Source organism: Solibacillus sp. FSL K6-4121, assembly GCF_038002585.1.
Lineage (GTDB): Bacteria > Bacillota > Bacilli > Bacillales_A > Planococcaceae > Solibacillus > Solibacillus faecavium.
This window is the reverse complement of record NZ_JBBOCS010000002.1, coordinates 767,918-784,057: the sequence shown is the minus strand read 5'-3', so window position 1 is coordinate 784,057 and position 16,140 is coordinate 767,918. Positions and strand designations below refer to the sequence as shown.

Genomic DNA, 16,140 nt, shown 5'->3' with positions numbered 1-16,140 from the left:
TGCCCCCAGGAAAGCGTCCGCCGTAACGGAGAACAACGGCTACGAAGTAGACAAAAAAGCCTTTCAAATTTTACTCATTGTAAAATTAGAAAGGCTTTTGATTATTAGGTGGGTTTTGTTCAAGCCCCGTTTTCATGTTATAACGGTTTTTTATGCAAAGTAAAATCAATCTTGTCTGCATCTCGAATTGTTATTGTATAAGTACCATTCACCTGATCATGGTGCACGTCAATATTTTCAAGACGCTTATCATAACGGAATAACACTTCACCTTCACCGGATTTATACACGACATGTAAATCATCACGCTTCACTTCAAAAGTAGGGGTGAAGTCAGGGTTACGGTCTGTAAACTCATCGATAAATAACTTTGCACCTTGTTCAACAAAATCATTGCGATTCTCAGGAGGAGCAATGGCTTCGTATATGTTATGTACAGATGCATCTAGCTCAATATATTTACCATTTTCAAATTCCTCATCAATCACTTTTTGGAGGTGGGGCGTTTGTTCTTCATTGATCGATTCCGCAATTTTCTCATATAGCTCTTTCATTAGCATCTTTGTTTTCTTCTTATCAGATGCAATCGGTGTAGCCTGTAAAAACGTCTCCATGAAAAACTTCGCTGGTTCTCCATCTGATTGTCTATCAAGCACATAAACGTTTTCTTCAAGCGGATTATAGTTCATTCGAATGAGTGCACATTTTTGCACACGGCTAGAAGCGTCAGGTAAAATATTTTCAATTGTATTTAAATTTAACGTTTCCAAATCAATTTGTACGGCTTCTTTCGGATCGAGCTTTAAAAATAAAATATAGGGCTCATCAATAATTTCAATATGTGCCACAAACACAGAGCCATTACTGTTTGAAACGTTCTGCATAATTTGATATAGCTTATTCGATAAGTCGTTCGCTAAAGATATAAAATGGGTGTCATCCGGATATTCTACATAGCGATTAATCTTTGTAATAATATCATTATCGCGGTCTAAAAATTTACCTGCAACTGACTTAGGACTGTTCAAGGTCGTATCTATATATGATTCAAAAAAGTTGCTGTAAACTTCTGATTGTATTGCAGATAAATCCATCGTTTGACTGGCAGAGACGAAACGGCTTTGTTCCATATCTAGCAATGTTACAGCGATACGTTTCATTTGAATTGCCAATGTTGTTTCTACTTCATTCATCATTCACTAACTCCTTTTAATTCCGATTTTTCAAGTATAACGGACATTCGATTGTTTTGCACGAACGAAAGAGATTTTACAAATGAGAACATATGTGTTATTATAGTTAGGTGCTATTGTAGATAGCGCTTATAAATGAATTGGCATTTCTGCTAGTGTTTTTGAAGATACTTATTCACACTGGCGCAAGCTTAAGGGCTGCAAGGACATAGTAGCAGGATGGGACTATGTTGCTTAAGTTAGAGAAGATTAGTAGAATTTTACCGCGGTTAAAACTGGAGCTATGCTACTCCGAATAAAATAAAATTCCCCGGATGATCGGGTTGAGACTTTCATTTATTTATATTGCTATCTATTAAATACTAAAGGGGTTCCCAAGCTTTATTGGGAGCCCCTTGTCCAATTTATCGGGAAGTTCATGAAGATGGAGTGCGAAATAAACGGAGAAATTCCGTTTATTTGCCGATAATTTAAAAAAACAGCCAAAATAGACGGAGAAATTCCGCTTATTTACTAAAAAAACTAAAATTTAAGTTCTTTTTTCTTGAATAAGCGGAAATCATACCTTTATTTATCGATATTTCCGAGCGATTTTGTAAATAGCCGGAGATCTTCCGCTTATATTAGAGTGCTTGTTTACAAGTATTAAAAAACCACCCAAGAAATTGGATGGTGCGAAAAAAATAGTATTAGTCCGTGAAGCATAAAGAAGTCATATAACCAAGCATTAATAATAAGCCAACACCCATAACAATGTCCATTTTTTTAAAAACCTCCCTTAAATAACCTACAATATCTTCCTTTTTATTGTACAATGATTAATAGAAAGATGAAACCTTTTCGTATTTTATTCGTATAGATTTAATAACAGTGTTAAAAATTATACATAATTTAAGAAGGTGATAAACTTGAAGAAATGGATTTACAAATCTCTCGTTGTTTCCGTCGCTTTATTATCGTTTGGTTTAATTACACCAAATCATGAAATCTGGGCAAATTTCGAAGAGGCACGTCATAATCAATCGACATTAGATCGACCTAGTGACAACCATATTGCATCTGCCTATCAACTTGATGATATTTTAGTTGATGAAAAGCCATTACCAACAACCGACTATTTTGTTTCCGCAGCAAAAGAGCAGTCTTACATAAAATTCGGTACAAGAGTTGGTCCTGTCATTGAACAAGAGTTTGAAACAAAGATTTTCCCGAAAATTGAAGAAGCCATTGCAACGACTATTGACCGAGTAGGTGAAGAAAAGCTTCGCAACTTAACGATTACTGAAAAGCCAAGTGGCGACTATGCTGAAAAAATCTTTCACTTAGTCGATGCGAATTCTCAAAAAGACATAATCCGTTTCCATGTAAGAACAGAGAACCGTCCTTTTGAAGGCTATTATTATAATTTCCATTACCACACATATGAAGATAATTACTCAAAGCATTATAACCTTGGCGATATTTATTGGTCGAAAAACACACCGCCGAAATGGTTGTCATAACAATATTGCACACCTGTACTTGCTGCAGGTGTTTTTTTATGTCTGAAATCTATGATCGCCTGAGATTTATTTAATAAATTTCTTCAAATTTAATATGTGCTGAAAATGTATTCCTTCATGGAAAATCGTTCTTATTAATACTTGTTCAATCGTATTCATTCCCATTTCGGTTGGCGAGTACACAATTTCTAATTTATCGGCAAATTTGTCTTTAATATCTTCAATTTGATTTTCTAAAAGTGATTTTAATTCTTTATAAGAAGGTGTTTCAGAGCTGAAATCAGCAGGAGATGTACCATATCCAAACCAACTATTATATTCCGTTGGTGCATTTGTTTTTTCTTTTGTTAGTGTTTTTATCCATAAATATTGATCGAGATAAATATGTCCCATGTTCCAACGAATATTATTGTTAAACCGTTTTGGAATGATTTCAGCTTCTTCTACACTAACATCTTCCAATAAGCTAAGAGTGTCATTACGGTAACTTTTTAACTGGTTAAAAAATATTTCATGTCTTTCCTTCATTAATAAAACTCCTTTCTATATAGCTAGTAAAATATTTCGTCAATAGTTAACGTATTTCCTTTTCAAATATGCTTTTACTGACTCTCAGATAGGAATTTTCATCCAGATGTCGTAGAGCATTTTCCTTCCTTGTTCTTTAAAATGAAAGTAGGGGGGATGAATATGAAGAAATGGACAGAAACATTGCATATTGCACAATTTCGTATCGCACGACCAACGGATAAACTAGCACAGGTAGAACGTTTTTATTGTGAAGGTATTGGTCTTAAAAAACTTGGTGAATTTAAGGGACATCGAGGTTATACTGGCATTATGATTGGCTTGCCGGATGCATCGTATCATTTGGAGTTTACCGAGCATATTGAAGGAAGCCCATGTCCCGCACCGACAGAGGATAATTTGCTCGTTTTTTATATGCCAGATCCTATACAAATTCAAGCTGTACAGACACGCCTTGATAAAATGGGCTATCCTCAAGTTCCGCCGGAAAATCCATATTGGGAAGAAAAAGGTGTGACGATTGCAGACCCTGATGGCTGGCGAATTGTACTAATGAACACAGAGGGGATTTAATAGAATTAGAAAACAAAGCTCTGCGCAATTATTTTGTGTAGTGCTTTTTCAATTTATCCAACTATTTACTGTAAACTATAAAAATTACCGGTTCTAAAATAAGAACACTTGTTCTATAATGAAATAAAAAAGAACGGAGTGTATTTATGAAAGAGCAAATAATAAAAGCAATGCAGTACAATCAAACTCTAGACATTATGTACTTATCCAAAACTCACGCAATTTCAAAACGTCGTATCAAATTAATTAAAATTGCAGGGAATACCGTGCAGGCTTATTGTTTTACACGTCATGCAAAGCGTACATTTATTATCGACAACATTTTAGCAGCATACCCTGCTATCCAAAGGGTGAGTGTCGTTAATGCATAAAGATATTATGAATTTTAGCGATGATATACACCGTTTTATTATTTTAGAGATGTTTTTAAAAACGCTTGACCGCGACAAACTGTACGTTTCGCAATTGAAAATGGGCAAAATTTTAGAAGAATGGTATGATCAAAAATCCCATGAGACATTTCAGGATTTGAAAAAGTTGAGGGATTATTTATATAAACAAGGATGTAAGATTGAAAAACAACGCTCAGATGAATTTGTGACGGAGTATTTTGTTTTGTTTAGAGGAGTAACAGAAACAAGAACTTACACGAACATCGCCATCCGTAACTGGGTATCCCATGAAATGAGACGTGTCCTAGGAATGGAATATTTAACACCTCAAGATAGAAAGTAAAAAAAGGGCAAAACAGAAAAAAGCCTTCCACCATATACGAGCGGAAGGCCATAAATTATTCTTCTCTATCTACACCTAAAGCCATTTCTAATGATGTTAAAGATAAGATGGCTTTCATCATTTCATTATCTGCATATGAAACATCTGTTTTCACCTTATCGAATTTTGAAGGACTATAATTTCCTTCATCAAACATTTTACGCGCTTTTTCGGCTGCTTCACCTCGCCACATAGCGGCATTTTTCATGTTTGTTTTATATTCATTGAATTTCTCTTCATTTTCTTTAGATAAACCACTGCCGTCGATTGATCCGATAGTTTTGTAAAGACTATCATAGCGTTGCTCCAGCTGTTTCATATTACCGTAAGCTGTATACACATCTACAGTTGTGCCTAGACCTTCAAAAGTAGGTTTCCAAAGCTCATTCCATGCTTTATCATACAAGCTCATCATAGTATCCACTTTCGGTTTTACTTCAGTTAAATATGATTTTTTTTCAGCTGCTAATTTATCAGCAGCTTTTTTGGCATCAGCATCAGCTTTCGCTTTTTTATCTGCTTCAACCTTCTCTGCTGGTTCAGGTGTTGCTTTCTCCGAATCATCTTTTGTTTTTTCCTTACTTGCAGTAGCTTCCGCTTTTTCAGGTTCATTAGCTACTTCCGTTCCATCGCTTGTCACACCAACACCTATAAATGATATGATTAAGACTAACAATGCTATTCCACTATACTTAAACATTTTAACCGATTTTGATCGATTTCTTTTCACAATGTTAACAAATGTGCTAAGAATGCACACCAACATTACTAGTAAAGCTATAATTAATATGATTATAAATATTGTATCCAGTTTAAACACTCCTTTTCAATTTATTATATTACTATAAAGTAATTATAAGTGCACTATAAATATGTAAAGTTTAAAAAGTCGCATAATTTCAATAAAAAACCCCTCCGCAAATTAAATGAGCGAAGGGTGGTTAGGAGATTTACTATAGAAAAGTATTTTACATCATTTTCTTTATTTGTCTTAATTCATTTATTAAATAATCCAGCTGTTTTTGCATATCTTTTGACTGAGTCGGCGGGGGGCCGGAATCACCGTTCTTAGATTTTTCCAAAGCATCCAGTGCGAGACCGGCAGCAAGTGTAGAAATTAAGTCTCCTAATGTAACGATAGAAGCTCCTATAAAAGCAAGTCTCGCTATTTGAATATCCTGAGAACCTGAGGATTGTTCTGAATTTTTCTTATTGTTATTCATTTATTTCCTCCTCACCACTAAATATCGATTGTCATTACATCATATGTAGAGAGCAGATAGGGCACAACCAATTAGCAATTAAATACAAAAGACCAGGACTCATAAGTGAGCCTGGTCAATGATAATTATTTTTTGTTCTGATCGCTGTTACTGCTGTAATGCTTGGCTTTAGTATCATCACTTGTTTTCTTATATTCCGAAAAATCTTCTTCTTTACCAGCTTCCATATTATAATTTGGTCTTGTATTCGCACGATTAGATGTGTTGTAGGAATTTTCCTCTACATCGTCTAACGGTTTCATAAGAATCGGAATCGATATAAGTCCTGCAATACCTACAAGAGCATAAACAATTCTTGATAATACAGATGTTTGTCCACCAAATAATGAAGCCACTAAATCAAACCGGAAGAATCCAATAAGTCCCCAGTTGATTGCACCAATAATGACTAGAACTAATGCTGTTCTATATAATATTCCCATTTTGTAACATCTCCTTTATTTTTTTTTGACTCGAATGTCCTGGCGTTTAAAAACAAACAGGACTTCGTTTCTTAATCTTCATATATTTTCTCCGGAAACAGCTGATTTATACTATTTATATTCGATTAGGATTGTTCATTAAAAAAGCCAACTAACATAAAATTTTGACTTAAAAAAAGGACAATTGCACAAACAAAAAGCATTCATAACGCATATTAAATAATGAGGCGTACTACACTATATAGAGGTTACTGCTGCTTCCTGTTAGTAAAAGACGCGATTTTTAATAATTTTATTAAAAATTTAGTTTTTTAAGGTGAATTTTTATGTAACTCAAGGTATAATATTTGTATACTATAAGAAAAAGGAGGACTGCCGATGATAACCGGTCAGTTAGGGCGAGCATTCCAATTAGCGGAAAAACATAAGCTCGACGTAAGTACAGTTTTAGAATTAACGAAAGTGATTGCAAAAGAAGTAAATGGCTCCCAAAAAGTTGAGGAGAAGATTTTGCAACAGATGATTCAAATTTTAGAGAACAACAAAACGATTCTTAGGGAGGCAACATAAAAATTGATGCAAACTATTGAGCTCTACGATGATTTAGACACATTTGACTAAAGGCGCTACTCAGCAAATGAAATACGAGTAGCGCCTTTTATGTTGTCTTATTTTATAAATTTCCATACATAGTTCAAAACCTTTTTGCTTTAAGAGCTTATTTTTTAAATATAAGCTTTGAAATAGTTTTCGTGAATTCTTCATATGAAAAAGACGTTTCTCCTCGCTGGTTATACCACTTTTGAATTGTTACTACTAGCCAAAACGGCACAGCATTTCCTTCAATTAAATGATAGTACTGCTCATAACCTCTTTTTAAATGTTCCCAACGAAAATCATTGCCGGATTGTGTATATTCAGACACATCGATTATTTTTGCTTTGCCATGTTGAAGCAAAATGTTTTTCAAATGGATATCACGTGGGTTCAATCCTTTACTGCGTACGTATTCTCTGGCATCCTCCACTTCACTCACAACGTGCTGCGGGATAGGGATACCTTGCAGAATACAGTCAAATAGCGTTTTTCCTTCTTCGTAACTTAAAACGAGGTATTCGTCGGATGAAGCATAACACGTTGGAAAGAAAGGTGATTCTCCTAATTGTTCATAAACATTTGCTTCCAGTTTTACTTTTTCTACTTTATCCTGTGCATATAATTTAAACGCATAAGCGGGAGCAGAAAGAGACTGAAAAACGGCTGCATCTGTACCGACACCAATACACTTCAAATTATCCGCATCCCCAATTATAGTTACCGGCTGGTTATTAGGATTTGAATAAACTTTAATTTTTGAAAGAGAACTTATATCTTTTTCCCATTCATTATTCATATAATCTCTCCGTTCATTTTCTGAATTAACGGGTCCACTTTTGTTTTATTTTTCTTCCGAGTAAGAATAAAGCGACTAAGTAAAGGGCAATGATCAAGACAATCTCCCAGTTTCCTGAAGCTATTTGATGTCCTGCTAGTGAAAAGGCTAAGATAGTGGGTACCTTCCCAATAATTGTTGCGGCAATAAAGGTGATTACGTGGACATTAGAAATACCTGCAATTAAATTTACACCTGCGGAAGGTAGGATAGGGATAAGGCGCCCGAGGAGTACTGCTAAAAAGCCATTTGTTTGAATGAGCTCTACATATTTCGTCAAATATTGATGTTTTGTTAAGTATTTTAGTGCAATGCTTCGTAATAAATTCTTACTTAGTAAAAATAATAAAATGGATCCCGTAGTCGTCCCGAGCAGGTTAATCATGAAACCCGGCATAAAATCATGATGACTGGCAATGTATGCGGCCAGCACGGGGATAGGCGCAAATGGAATCATAGAAACTAGCACCATTATTAAAAACTGATAAAGCCATGCATATGGTTTTTCATTCTGTACGAGGTCTAAAATTTGTTGTTCCATATTATATCCTCTTAATAGTTATGTTAATATATTATCCGTTCTTTAATAAGACGCACGTATAGAGAAAAAGGTGCATTTAAAAGAAAATAGCCTAGATGTTTGTTACATAAATTATTTTTTATAGCTATAATAGATATGAAATGAATTTGGAGGGTGTTTATCTTGTCGAATGAATTAGAAAAAACATATTTAGATTTTATGAAATACATTTTAGATAACGGGGTAAAAAAAGAAGACCGTACTGGGACTGGTACAATTAGCGTTTTTGGTTATCAAATGCGTTTCGACTTATCAAAAGGTTTCCCGTTATTCACAACTAAAAGAACATCATTTAAACTAATTGCTAGTGAATTATTATGGTTTATTAAAGGTGATACAAATATTCGTTATCTTTTGCAGCATAATAACCACATCTGGGACGAGTGGGCATTTAAGAAATGGGTTGAATCGGACGAATACGAAGGTCCGGATATGACGGATTTCGGCCGTCGTTGTTTAGAAGACGAAGAATTTAATTTACTGTACAAAAAAGAGCTGAAAGATTTCTGTGATCGAGTATTAAATGATGATGAATTTGCTGAAAAATACGGCGATTTAGGAAATGTCTATGGTAAGCAATGGAGACGCTGGACAGACTCTGAAGGAAATGAAATTGATCAAATAAAAGATGTCATAAACCAAATCAAAACGAATCCTGATTCACGTCGATTAATTGTAAATGCATGGAATCCAGAAGACGTAATAAATGCCGGTGCAAAAGGAAGTAAAGCCGCATTGCCTCCGTGTCATGTCATGTTCCAATTTTATGTTGCTAATAATAAATTAAGCTGTCAATTATATCAGCGCAGTGGAGACACTTTTTTAGGAATTAATTATAATATTACTTCTTATGCTTTGCTGCTTTATTTAATGGCTAAAGAGTGTAATCTTGAAGTTGGGGAATTTATTCATACAGTCGGAGATGCACATATTTATTTAAACCATGTTGAGCAAGTGGAAGAACAGCTGTCACGTGAGCCAAGAGACTTACCAACATTAACTATTAATGCAGATAAGCAATCGATTTTTGATATTGAATTAGAAGATTTAACGATTGAAGGCTATAATCCACATCCATCGATTAAAGCACCGATTGCGGTATAAAGGGGAATAGAGATGATTTCACTAATTGTTGCACATGATGAAAATCGGGTTATTGGTTATAAAAATGAGCTTCCTTGGCATTTGTCTGGTGACTTGAAATATTTTAAAGAGATGACAATGGGCAAGCCAATTGTTATGGGACGAAAAACTTTCGAATCGATTGGACGCCCATTACCAGGTCGTCGTAATATTGTGATCACAAGAAATACAGATTATAAAGCAGAAGGAATAGAAGTTGTAGGAAGCCTTCAGGAAGCATTGGCACTTGTTCAAGACACTGAGGAAATCATGATTATTGGCGGCGCTCAAATTTTTGAACAAGTAATGCCGATAGCTGATAAGCTGTACATTACTTTAATCAACCATACATTTAAGGGAGATACGTACTTTCCAACCTACGACGATTGGAACAAAACTTCTTGTCTTGAGCCAGTAAAGTCGGACGAAGGCTTTACATTCCAATACTGTATTTACGAAAAATAAAAGGACGTGCTGAATTGTGTAACACAAATTCAGCACGTTACTTTTTATATTAAGTATAAATAAACGCAGGCAACCATGCAGCCACATCCTGCAATAACAAATAAATGCCAAATTGCATGGTTATAAGGTAACCGAGTCCAAGCGTAGAAAATGGCACCGAAAGTAAAAAATAACCCGCCATATAAAAGTAGCATAAACCCATCAAAAGTTAAAAAACTGTAGAGGGGACGAATGGCGATAATAATTAGCCATCCCATCGCTATATATAATACTAAAGATAATTTTTCAAACCGATGGATAAACAAGATTTTAAATACAACCCCTAAAATCGCTAGGGACCATATAATACATAGCATGACAATGCCAAATGTTCCTCCGATTGCTATAAGTAAAAATGGGGTATAGGTACCTGCAATTAATATATAGATCGATGAATGATCTAAAATTGCAAAGATACGTTTATATTTTTCCGGAACACTATGTAATAGCGTTGACATTAAAAACAACAAGATTAATGAAGCTCCAAAAATGGCGTATGAAGTAACATGCAAGGCAGATCCATTTATTGCAGAATAGATAATAAGCAATATACAGACGGGAATACTAATTGCCAGGCCAATGCCATGTGTAATCGCGTTCCACAACTCTTCCTTCCAACTTTTGTAATCGAATGTATCTATTTTTTGCATCGTACATCACACTCCTCTTTATATTAGTATAGTACGAATTGTAAATAATTGTGATAGTTGAATGTCATAATGTTATACTACTATATGTCATAATAGAGTGATGATAAAGAGACATGTTTTGCTATGACAAATGTCATATTGGTAAACAAAAATGATTTCTTTATAATAGTAAGGAAGATAGAAAAAGGATGTGTTTTCTTTGAGTCAAATTCATATTGTAACGGACTCTACATGTGATTTAACAGATGCAGAAATTCAACAGCATGGAATCCATGTAGTACCACTAACAGTACAAATTGATGATAAAACGTATACAGATCGCGTAAACCTGCAACCGGATACATTTATCGAATTATTAAAAACAGCAAAAGAGTTGCCTAAAAGCTCTCAGCCTTCTCCGGGCGTATTTAAAGAATTGTATGATGAGTTAGGGAAGGATGGGGCGCAAGTTGTCTCCATTCACATGACAGGCGGTATGAGTGGAACATACCAATCTGCTAGCCAGGCAGCAGAAATGAGTAGTGCGGATGTTACAGTAATTGATTCACGCTATATCGCATTCGGGCTTGCCTTCCAACTTCGTGAAGCAATTCGATTACGTGACGCTGGAGCATCTGTAGAGGAAATTGTGGCAGGGGTTAACAAAGTCCGTGAAAACACACGTCTTTTCGTTGCACTGGATACATTGGAAAACATGGTGAAGGGCGGACGAATCGGAAAAGGTAAAGCGGTAGTCAGCTCATTGCTGAATATTAAACCGATTGGCCACTTGGATATTGGCGAAGTTACTATTTGTGCCAAACCACGAAGCTATAAGCAAATCATAAAATTTTTAATGAGTGAATTTGAAAAAGATACAAAAGGCAAAAAAGTTATGTCTGTAGGAATCTCTCATGCGAATTCAATGGATACATTAGTTAATCCGTTAATAGAGCAAGTAAAAGCAACAGGCTTTACAGGAGAAGTAGAAGTAGCATTTACATCGCCGGTAATCAGTACACACACTGGTGAAGGTGCAATCGGCTTTATGTATTATACCGAATAAAAATAGGGTAATTCTAAAGGTCAGTACCTCTAGAATTACCCTTTTTATTTATGATTGAGATTCTTTATGCAATTACTTACATAATATAAAATAATGATAATTTTCCATAGATCCAGATTTTATAGGCAAATCATTCCTCATGGTGCAGAAAATATTTTATAATTAAATAATATAATATAATATAATATAAAGGGGGAAATTGTATGTGGCGGTTCTTACTCGCAACTTTGGCTGTTATTGTTTTGTCCGCATGCTCCATTACAGTTGACCCGAATCTAGTGGAAGAGCAATTAACCGACAATTCGAGTACTGAAAATAATGAGCAGTCCAGTTCGGAAGATGAATCTGAACAAAAAACTACGGGCTTTTTCGATATAATAAATGATGTATTTCAACTAGATTGGTCTAATCGTAAAGAAGATAATGCTCAACCTATACAGTATTTAGCTTTAGGAGATTCATTGACACGTGGTGTTGGCGATGAAACCATGGAATACGGCTATACGATACGATTACAGGAAGAGCTTGAAAAATGGCCGATGATTGAATCGGTAGAACTTGATAACCGTGGCAAAAATGGTCGACGCAGCGATCAGCTTTTAGATTTATTACAGCGTGGCCATTATGATGAGGAGCTGGCAGAAGCAGACCTTATCTCTATATCACTTGGTGGTAATGATGTCATGAAAATAGTGAAAAATAATTTATTTACAATGACTAAAACAATGTTTGACAAAGAATTACCTCGTTTTAATGAGCGCTATGAACAGGTAATTACAGAAATACGTGAAATTAATACTGATGCACCAATTATTTTAGTCGGTTTTTATAACCCTTTTTCGATTGTAGTAGATGAAGTAACACCTTTTGATCCGATTATTGCTGAATGGAACTACTCCATCGAACAATTGGCAGTAAAGGACGGAAAAGCATGTTTTGTAACTGTAGAGGATTTATTTGTGTCAAATGAGGATATGGTATATCATGTAGACTTCTTTCATCCGAACAGCACAGGATACGACCGCATGGCAGAACGCATTATTGAAACAATGCAAGCATGTAACATAGAAGAGATGTCAGACGGTTTAATAGGATTTGGGGAGTGAGTATATGAACAAATGGAAAGTAGCATTTTTATTACTAGCGGGCACAGTGTTATTAACACTAGCTTCGGTTCTCTATCTTTTAACAGCAGATGGAAAACAAGTCACAGAACAACCTCCACTCCCGATAGAGGGCAATATATTAAAAGTTGAAACGACAGCAAAGGAATTTGAAGCAATTGCGAAACAATATTTAACAGCAGCGATGAAACAATCCCCAGTTCCTGTAGAGATCGTTATTGATGAGAAAATTTATTTATACAGTACATTAACCATTTTTAATTTCGACTTGCCGATTCAGATGGATTTTATCCCTGTTGTGAAGGACGGAAATATTGTATTGAATCAAGAAGCAGTCCATGTCGGGAAAGCAAATATACCTCCTGAATTTGTATTGAAAATGATTGATGACGCGGTTGATTTCCCAAATTGGATTACGGTGAAGCCAAACGACGAGGAAATTTATGTAGATTTATCTCGTATTAATATTGCGAGTGGCTCAAGAGTCCGAGCAAAGGAAATTGACCTTCCTAATGATAAAATAGAATTAGAAGTAGTTATTCCAAACGAATAGAAAAAGGAGGCAGATTTATGGCATATGAAAAAGCGACATTTGCAGGGGGATGCTTCTGGTGTATGGTAAAGCCATTTGATACACAACCCGGTATTATAGAGGTTGTGTCGGGCTATACAGGAGGACATGTTGAGAATCCAACATACGAACAAGTTTGTAGTGAGACAACTGGTCATTTAGAGGCTGTGCAAATAACATTTGATCCAGCTATTTACCCTTATGAGAAATTAGTTGAGCTTTATTGGACATTAATTGATCCTACTGATTCGGGCGGACAATTTTATGACCGCGGGGAATCCTATTCAACGGCTATTTTTTATCATGATGATGTTCAAAAACAAATTGCCGAACAATCAAAGGCGAAGTTAGAAGCAAGCGGGAAATTCAAAGTACCAATTGCTGTAAAGATTTTAGAAGCGAAGCCGTTCTATGTGGCTGAAGAATATCACCAACATTACTATAAAAAGAATCCTGCTCATTACGAGCGATATTCCATTGGTTCCGGACGAGCTGGATTTATTGAAAAACATTGGGGGTCGAAGTAAATGAACAAAGAAGAACGCTTAAAGCAATTAACAGAGATGCAGTATCATGTTACGCAAAATCAAGGAACTGAACCACCATTTAGAAATGAATACAACGATGTCTTTGAAGAGGGAATCTATGTTGATATCGTATCTGGGAAACCATTATTCAGTTCAAAGGATAAATATGATGCCGGCTGTGGTTGGCCATCGTTTTCAAAACCAATCGAACAAGTGGAAGTGACAGAGCATTTTGATACTTCTCACGGTATGCGTCGTGTAGAAGTTCGAAGTAAAACTGCCGACTCGCATTTAGGACATGTGTTTCCGGATGGACCACAGGAATTAGGCGGATTACGTTACTGCATCAATTCTGCAGCATTACGCTTTATTCCAGTTTCAGATTTGGAAAAGGAAGGTTATCCTCAATATTTATCAATGTTCAAATAAAAACGACTCGCTTGTGGAATCCCATAAGCGAGTTGTTTTTTAATGTTAAATTTTAAATTCACTAACAACACTTCGTAAATTATCAGCTTGCGCGGCCAATTCGACAGCCGACGCATTAATTTCCTCCATCGAAGCCGAGCCTTGAGAAGCAGCAGCTGCACTGCGTTCCGTGTTAGCGGCTGTATTATCTGCAACCGCAGCAACATGAACAAAGGAAGAATTCACATCGTGACTATTGTGCAATGTTTGCTCAATTTGACCAACCATATGTGTTAAAATATCCGATGTTTTTTCTGTCTGTAACAAAATATTTTGCAAAGAATCCGTTGTTTCATTTGTTACTTCGACACCACGAATTACCTTTTGTACGCCTGTTTGGTTTTGAGCAATGATTGATTTTACTTCGGATTGAATAGATCCAACAATTACAGCTACTTCACTTGCAGCCTGCTGTGATTGCTCTGCAAGCTTTCGTACTTCATCAGCAACAACAGCAAATCCACGTCCATGCTCTCCAGCACGTGCGGCTTCGATTGCAGCGTTTAAAGCTAATAAGTTTGTCTGTTCAGCAATTGCTGTAATGGTACTAATAATAGATGTAATATTTTCAGATTTACGGCCTAAATTTTCAACTGTTGCCGATGTAGTTGCCATCGTTTCTTCAATCTCTAGCATCACGTTTGAAGATTGCGTAACCGAATTACTGCCGATATGTGCAGCATCCTTCATGTGTAGAGCGGCTTGTTGAACTTCCAATGCCTTTTCATTTAACTCATGCATCGATTGTTCAAGCTTTTGCATTTCGTTTGCTGCATTTCCGATACTAGTTAAAATCTCTGTGCTATCATTCGCAATATCCATCGTAGAGTTTGCAATGAAATCAATCGTACGTGCATTCTCATCTGCTAAAGCCATTAATTCCTGAGAACTGCCTGATACATTATCCGCGAGGTTGGAAACACGCTTTATTAATACGGATATAGACTCGATTAGTATATTTGTTGAGTTGGCAATTTCAGAAAATTCGTCTTTAGTTTTAACATTTACACGACGTGTTAAATCGCCACCAGCTTGTGCAATATCCAAAATGGACTCATTAATTGCTTTTGTATTTCTTCGGATTGATTTAAACAGCATATAGCCTAACGTCATAGTTAATATAATCGCAATAAAAGCTAATACGAAAAAGGAAATTTTAGAGGCTAAAGCAAATTGCTCTAAATCCGTTATGGATTCCTCGTTACGTTGTTCTAAAATTTGAATCAATTTAGATGTATTATCATCAATATATGATTTGAAGCTTTGGCTTCCGCTATTTTGAAAGAGTTTTGCCGCATTTTCATATCCGTATTTTTGACGTACCTCAATTGTAGATTTAGAATAGGATAAATAATTCGTATAAAATTGCTGAATTTGTCCAACAATCTTCAACTCTTCATCCTGATTCTCAAAGGATTTCTGAACAGATGTCAGATTGTTATGTATTAGTTCTTTCGTATCCTCATATAATTGCAGATACTTTTCGTCACCTGTAATTAAGTAGGTCTGTTCATGGCTTGAAAGTTTTGCAATATCAGAAGCCAGATTGTTAATTTGAAATTGCTGTTTTAAATTTTCATCTGCAAAACTACGTAAGCTATTTTGTAAGTTTGTTATATTAATATACGATAAAATTTGCATAGCAAGGATAATTGCCATTAAAATTGTAAACGCAATTAAAATTTTACCTCGAATGAGGTGGAAGAAATGAAGTGGTTTTTTAGCAGTTTTCATTTTTTTATTATTTTTTGCTGGTTTCGTACTTGATTTTTTTTTCTTTAGCATAAATTCACCATCTTTTCTGAAAAATCAATATTTTATTATAATACTACACTAATGGGG

Annotated in this window: 21 protein-coding genes; 12 read left to right on the top strand and 9 right to left on the bottom strand. The window is 35.4% G+C overall.

Features of this window, described 5'->3' with window-relative positions; all coding sequences use genetic code 11:
• Nucleotides 1–137: 137 nt before the first annotated feature.
• On the bottom strand, nt 138–1,193 hold the full coding sequence (locus MHH95_RS13300) for a nucleoid-associated protein (protein ID WP_340727976.1): 1,056 nt from the start codon (nt 1,191–1,193) through the stop codon (nt 138–140).
• 908 nt (nt 1,194–2,101) lie between these two features.
• Between MHH95_RS13300 and MHH95_RS13295 the strand changes: the two genes are divergently transcribed.
• Nucleotides 2,102–2,695, top strand: coding sequence for a YpjP family protein (locus MHH95_RS13295; RefSeq protein WP_340727975.1), 594 nt, complete (start codon nt 2,102–2,104; stop codon nt 2,693–2,695).
• A gap of 66 nt (nt 2,696–2,761) precedes the next feature.
• On the opposite strand, the gene MHH95_RS13290 is transcribed toward MHH95_RS13295, so the two are convergent.
• Entirely contained in the window at nt 2,762–3,223 is a 462-nt protein-coding gene (locus MHH95_RS13290; protein ID WP_340727974.1) for a DinB family protein, read from the bottom strand.
• Nucleotides 3,224–3,385: 162 nt separating this feature from the next.
• On the opposite strand from MHH95_RS13290, the gene MHH95_RS13285 reads away from it, so the two are divergent.
• The 3 genes from MHH95_RS13285 to MHH95_RS13275 all read left to right on the top strand — a co-directional run bounded on the left by MHH95_RS13285 (nt 3,386) and on the right by MHH95_RS13275 (nt 4,531).
• The gene (locus MHH95_RS13285; protein WP_340727973.1) at nt 3,386–3,796 is read left to right on the top strand and encodes a VOC family protein; all 411 of its coding nucleotides are present in this window, start codon (nt 3,386–3,388) and stop codon (nt 3,794–3,796) included.
• Between the two features lie 146 nt (nt 3,797–3,942).
• A complete protein-coding gene (locus MHH95_RS13280; RefSeq protein WP_191698932.1) occupies nt 3,943–4,167 on the top strand; it encodes a transcriptional regulator in 225 nt (74 codons plus the stop codon).
• Entirely contained in the window at nt 4,160–4,531 is a 372-nt protein-coding gene (locus MHH95_RS13275; RefSeq protein ID WP_339216694.1) for a hypothetical protein, read from the top strand. The genes MHH95_RS13280 and MHH95_RS13275 overlap by 8 nt, the downstream gene beginning before the upstream one ends.
• Before the next feature lie 55 nt (nt 4,532–4,586).
• Here the strand turns inward: MHH95_RS13275 and MHH95_RS13270 are convergent, their stop codons facing one another.
• The 3 genes from MHH95_RS13270 to MHH95_RS13260 form a co-directional block, all read right to left on the bottom strand.
• Complete coding sequence (locus tag MHH95_RS13270; protein WP_340727972.1) at nt 4,587–5,246, bottom strand: hypothetical protein; 660 nt, start codon at nt 5,244–5,246, stop codon at nt 4,587–4,589.
• 292 nt (nt 5,247–5,538) lie between these two features.
• Nucleotides 5,539–5,793, bottom strand: coding sequence for a translation initiation factor 2 (locus tag MHH95_RS13265; RefSeq protein WP_340727971.1), 255 nt, complete (start codon nt 5,791–5,793; stop codon nt 5,539–5,541).
• Nucleotides 5,794–5,918: 125 nt separating this feature from the next.
• Nucleotides 5,919–6,275 (bottom strand): DUF378 domain-containing protein, encoded by a 357-nt coding sequence (locus MHH95_RS13260; protein WP_340727970.1) that lies wholly within the window; start codon nt 6,273–6,275, stop codon nt 5,919–5,921.
• A 378-nt stretch (nt 6,276–6,653) separates the two neighbouring features.
• Between MHH95_RS13260 and MHH95_RS13255 the strand changes: the two genes are divergently transcribed.
• Nucleotides 6,654–6,845, top strand: coding sequence for an ABC transporter permease (locus MHH95_RS13255; protein ID WP_191698937.1), 192 nt, complete (start codon nt 6,654–6,656; stop codon nt 6,843–6,845).
• A 148-nt stretch (nt 6,846–6,993) separates the two neighbouring features.
• On the opposite strand, the gene MHH95_RS13250 is transcribed toward MHH95_RS13255, so the two are convergent.
• Entirely contained in the window at nt 6,994–7,668 is a 675-nt protein-coding gene (locus MHH95_RS13250; RefSeq protein ID WP_340727969.1) for a serine/threonine protein kinase, read from the bottom strand.
• 25 nt (nt 7,669–7,693) lie between these two features.
• Nucleotides 7,694–8,248 carry a TVP38/TMEM64 family protein gene (locus tag MHH95_RS13245; RefSeq protein ID WP_340727968.1) on the bottom strand — a complete coding sequence of 185 codons (555 nt, stop codon included), beginning with the start codon at nt 8,246–8,248 and terminating at the stop codon, nt 7,694–7,696.
• Nucleotides 8,249–8,410: 162 nt separating this feature from the next.
• Here MHH95_RS13245 and MHH95_RS13240 point away from each other — a divergent pair, with 162 nt between their 5' ends.
• Entirely contained in the window at nt 8,411–9,391 is a 981-nt protein-coding gene (locus MHH95_RS13240) for a thymidylate synthase (RefSeq protein WP_340727967.1), read from the top strand.
• 12 nt (nt 9,392–9,403) lie between these two features.
• On the top strand, nt 9,404–9,874 hold the full coding sequence (locus MHH95_RS13235) for a dihydrofolate reductase (protein WP_340727966.1): 471 nt from the start codon (nt 9,404–9,406) through the stop codon (nt 9,872–9,874).
• Between the two features lie 44 nt (nt 9,875–9,918).
• On the opposite strand, the gene trhA is transcribed toward MHH95_RS13235, so the two are convergent.
• Nucleotides 9,919–10,563, bottom strand: a complete 645-nt coding sequence (trhA, locus tag MHH95_RS13230) for a PAQR family membrane homeostasis protein TrhA (protein ID WP_339216676.1) — start codon at nt 10,561–10,563, stop codon at nt 9,919–9,921.
• A 199-nt stretch (nt 10,564–10,762) separates the two neighbouring features.
• Between trhA and MHH95_RS13225 the strand changes: the two genes are divergently transcribed.
• The 5 genes from MHH95_RS13225 (at nt 10,763) to msrB (ending at nt 14,259) form a co-directional block, all read left to right on the top strand.
• Nucleotides 10,763–11,608 (top strand): DegV family protein, encoded by an 846-nt coding sequence (locus MHH95_RS13225; RefSeq protein ID WP_191698945.1) that lies wholly within the window; start codon nt 10,763–10,765, stop codon nt 11,606–11,608.
• Between the two features lie 203 nt (nt 11,609–11,811).
• On the top strand, nt 11,812–12,714 hold the full coding sequence (locus MHH95_RS13220; RefSeq protein WP_340727965.1) for a GDSL-type esterase/lipase family protein: 903 nt from the start codon (nt 11,812–11,814) through the stop codon (nt 12,712–12,714).
• Nucleotides 12,715–12,718: 4 nt separating this feature from the next.
• Complete coding sequence (locus MHH95_RS13215) at nt 12,719–13,285, top strand: YpmS family protein (protein ID WP_340727964.1); 567 nt, start codon at nt 12,719–12,721, stop codon at nt 13,283–13,285.
• Nucleotides 13,286–13,302: 17 nt separating this feature from the next.
• Nucleotides 13,303–13,830, top strand: a complete 528-nt coding sequence (gene msrA, locus MHH95_RS13210) for a peptide-methionine (S)-S-oxide reductase MsrA (protein ID WP_340727963.1) — start codon at nt 13,303–13,305, stop codon at nt 13,828–13,830.
• Nucleotides 13,831–14,259 (top strand): peptide-methionine (R)-S-oxide reductase MsrB, encoded by a 429-nt coding sequence (gene msrB / locus MHH95_RS13205; protein ID WP_340727962.1) that lies wholly within the window; start codon nt 13,831–13,833, stop codon nt 14,257–14,259.
• Nucleotides 14,260–14,304: 45 nt separating this feature from the next.
• Here the strand turns inward: msrB and MHH95_RS13200 are convergent, their stop codons facing one another.
• Entirely contained in the window at nt 14,305–16,083 is a 1,779-nt protein-coding gene (locus MHH95_RS13200; protein ID WP_340727961.1) for a methyl-accepting chemotaxis protein, read from the bottom strand.
• Nucleotides 16,084–16,140 lie beyond the last annotated feature (57 nt).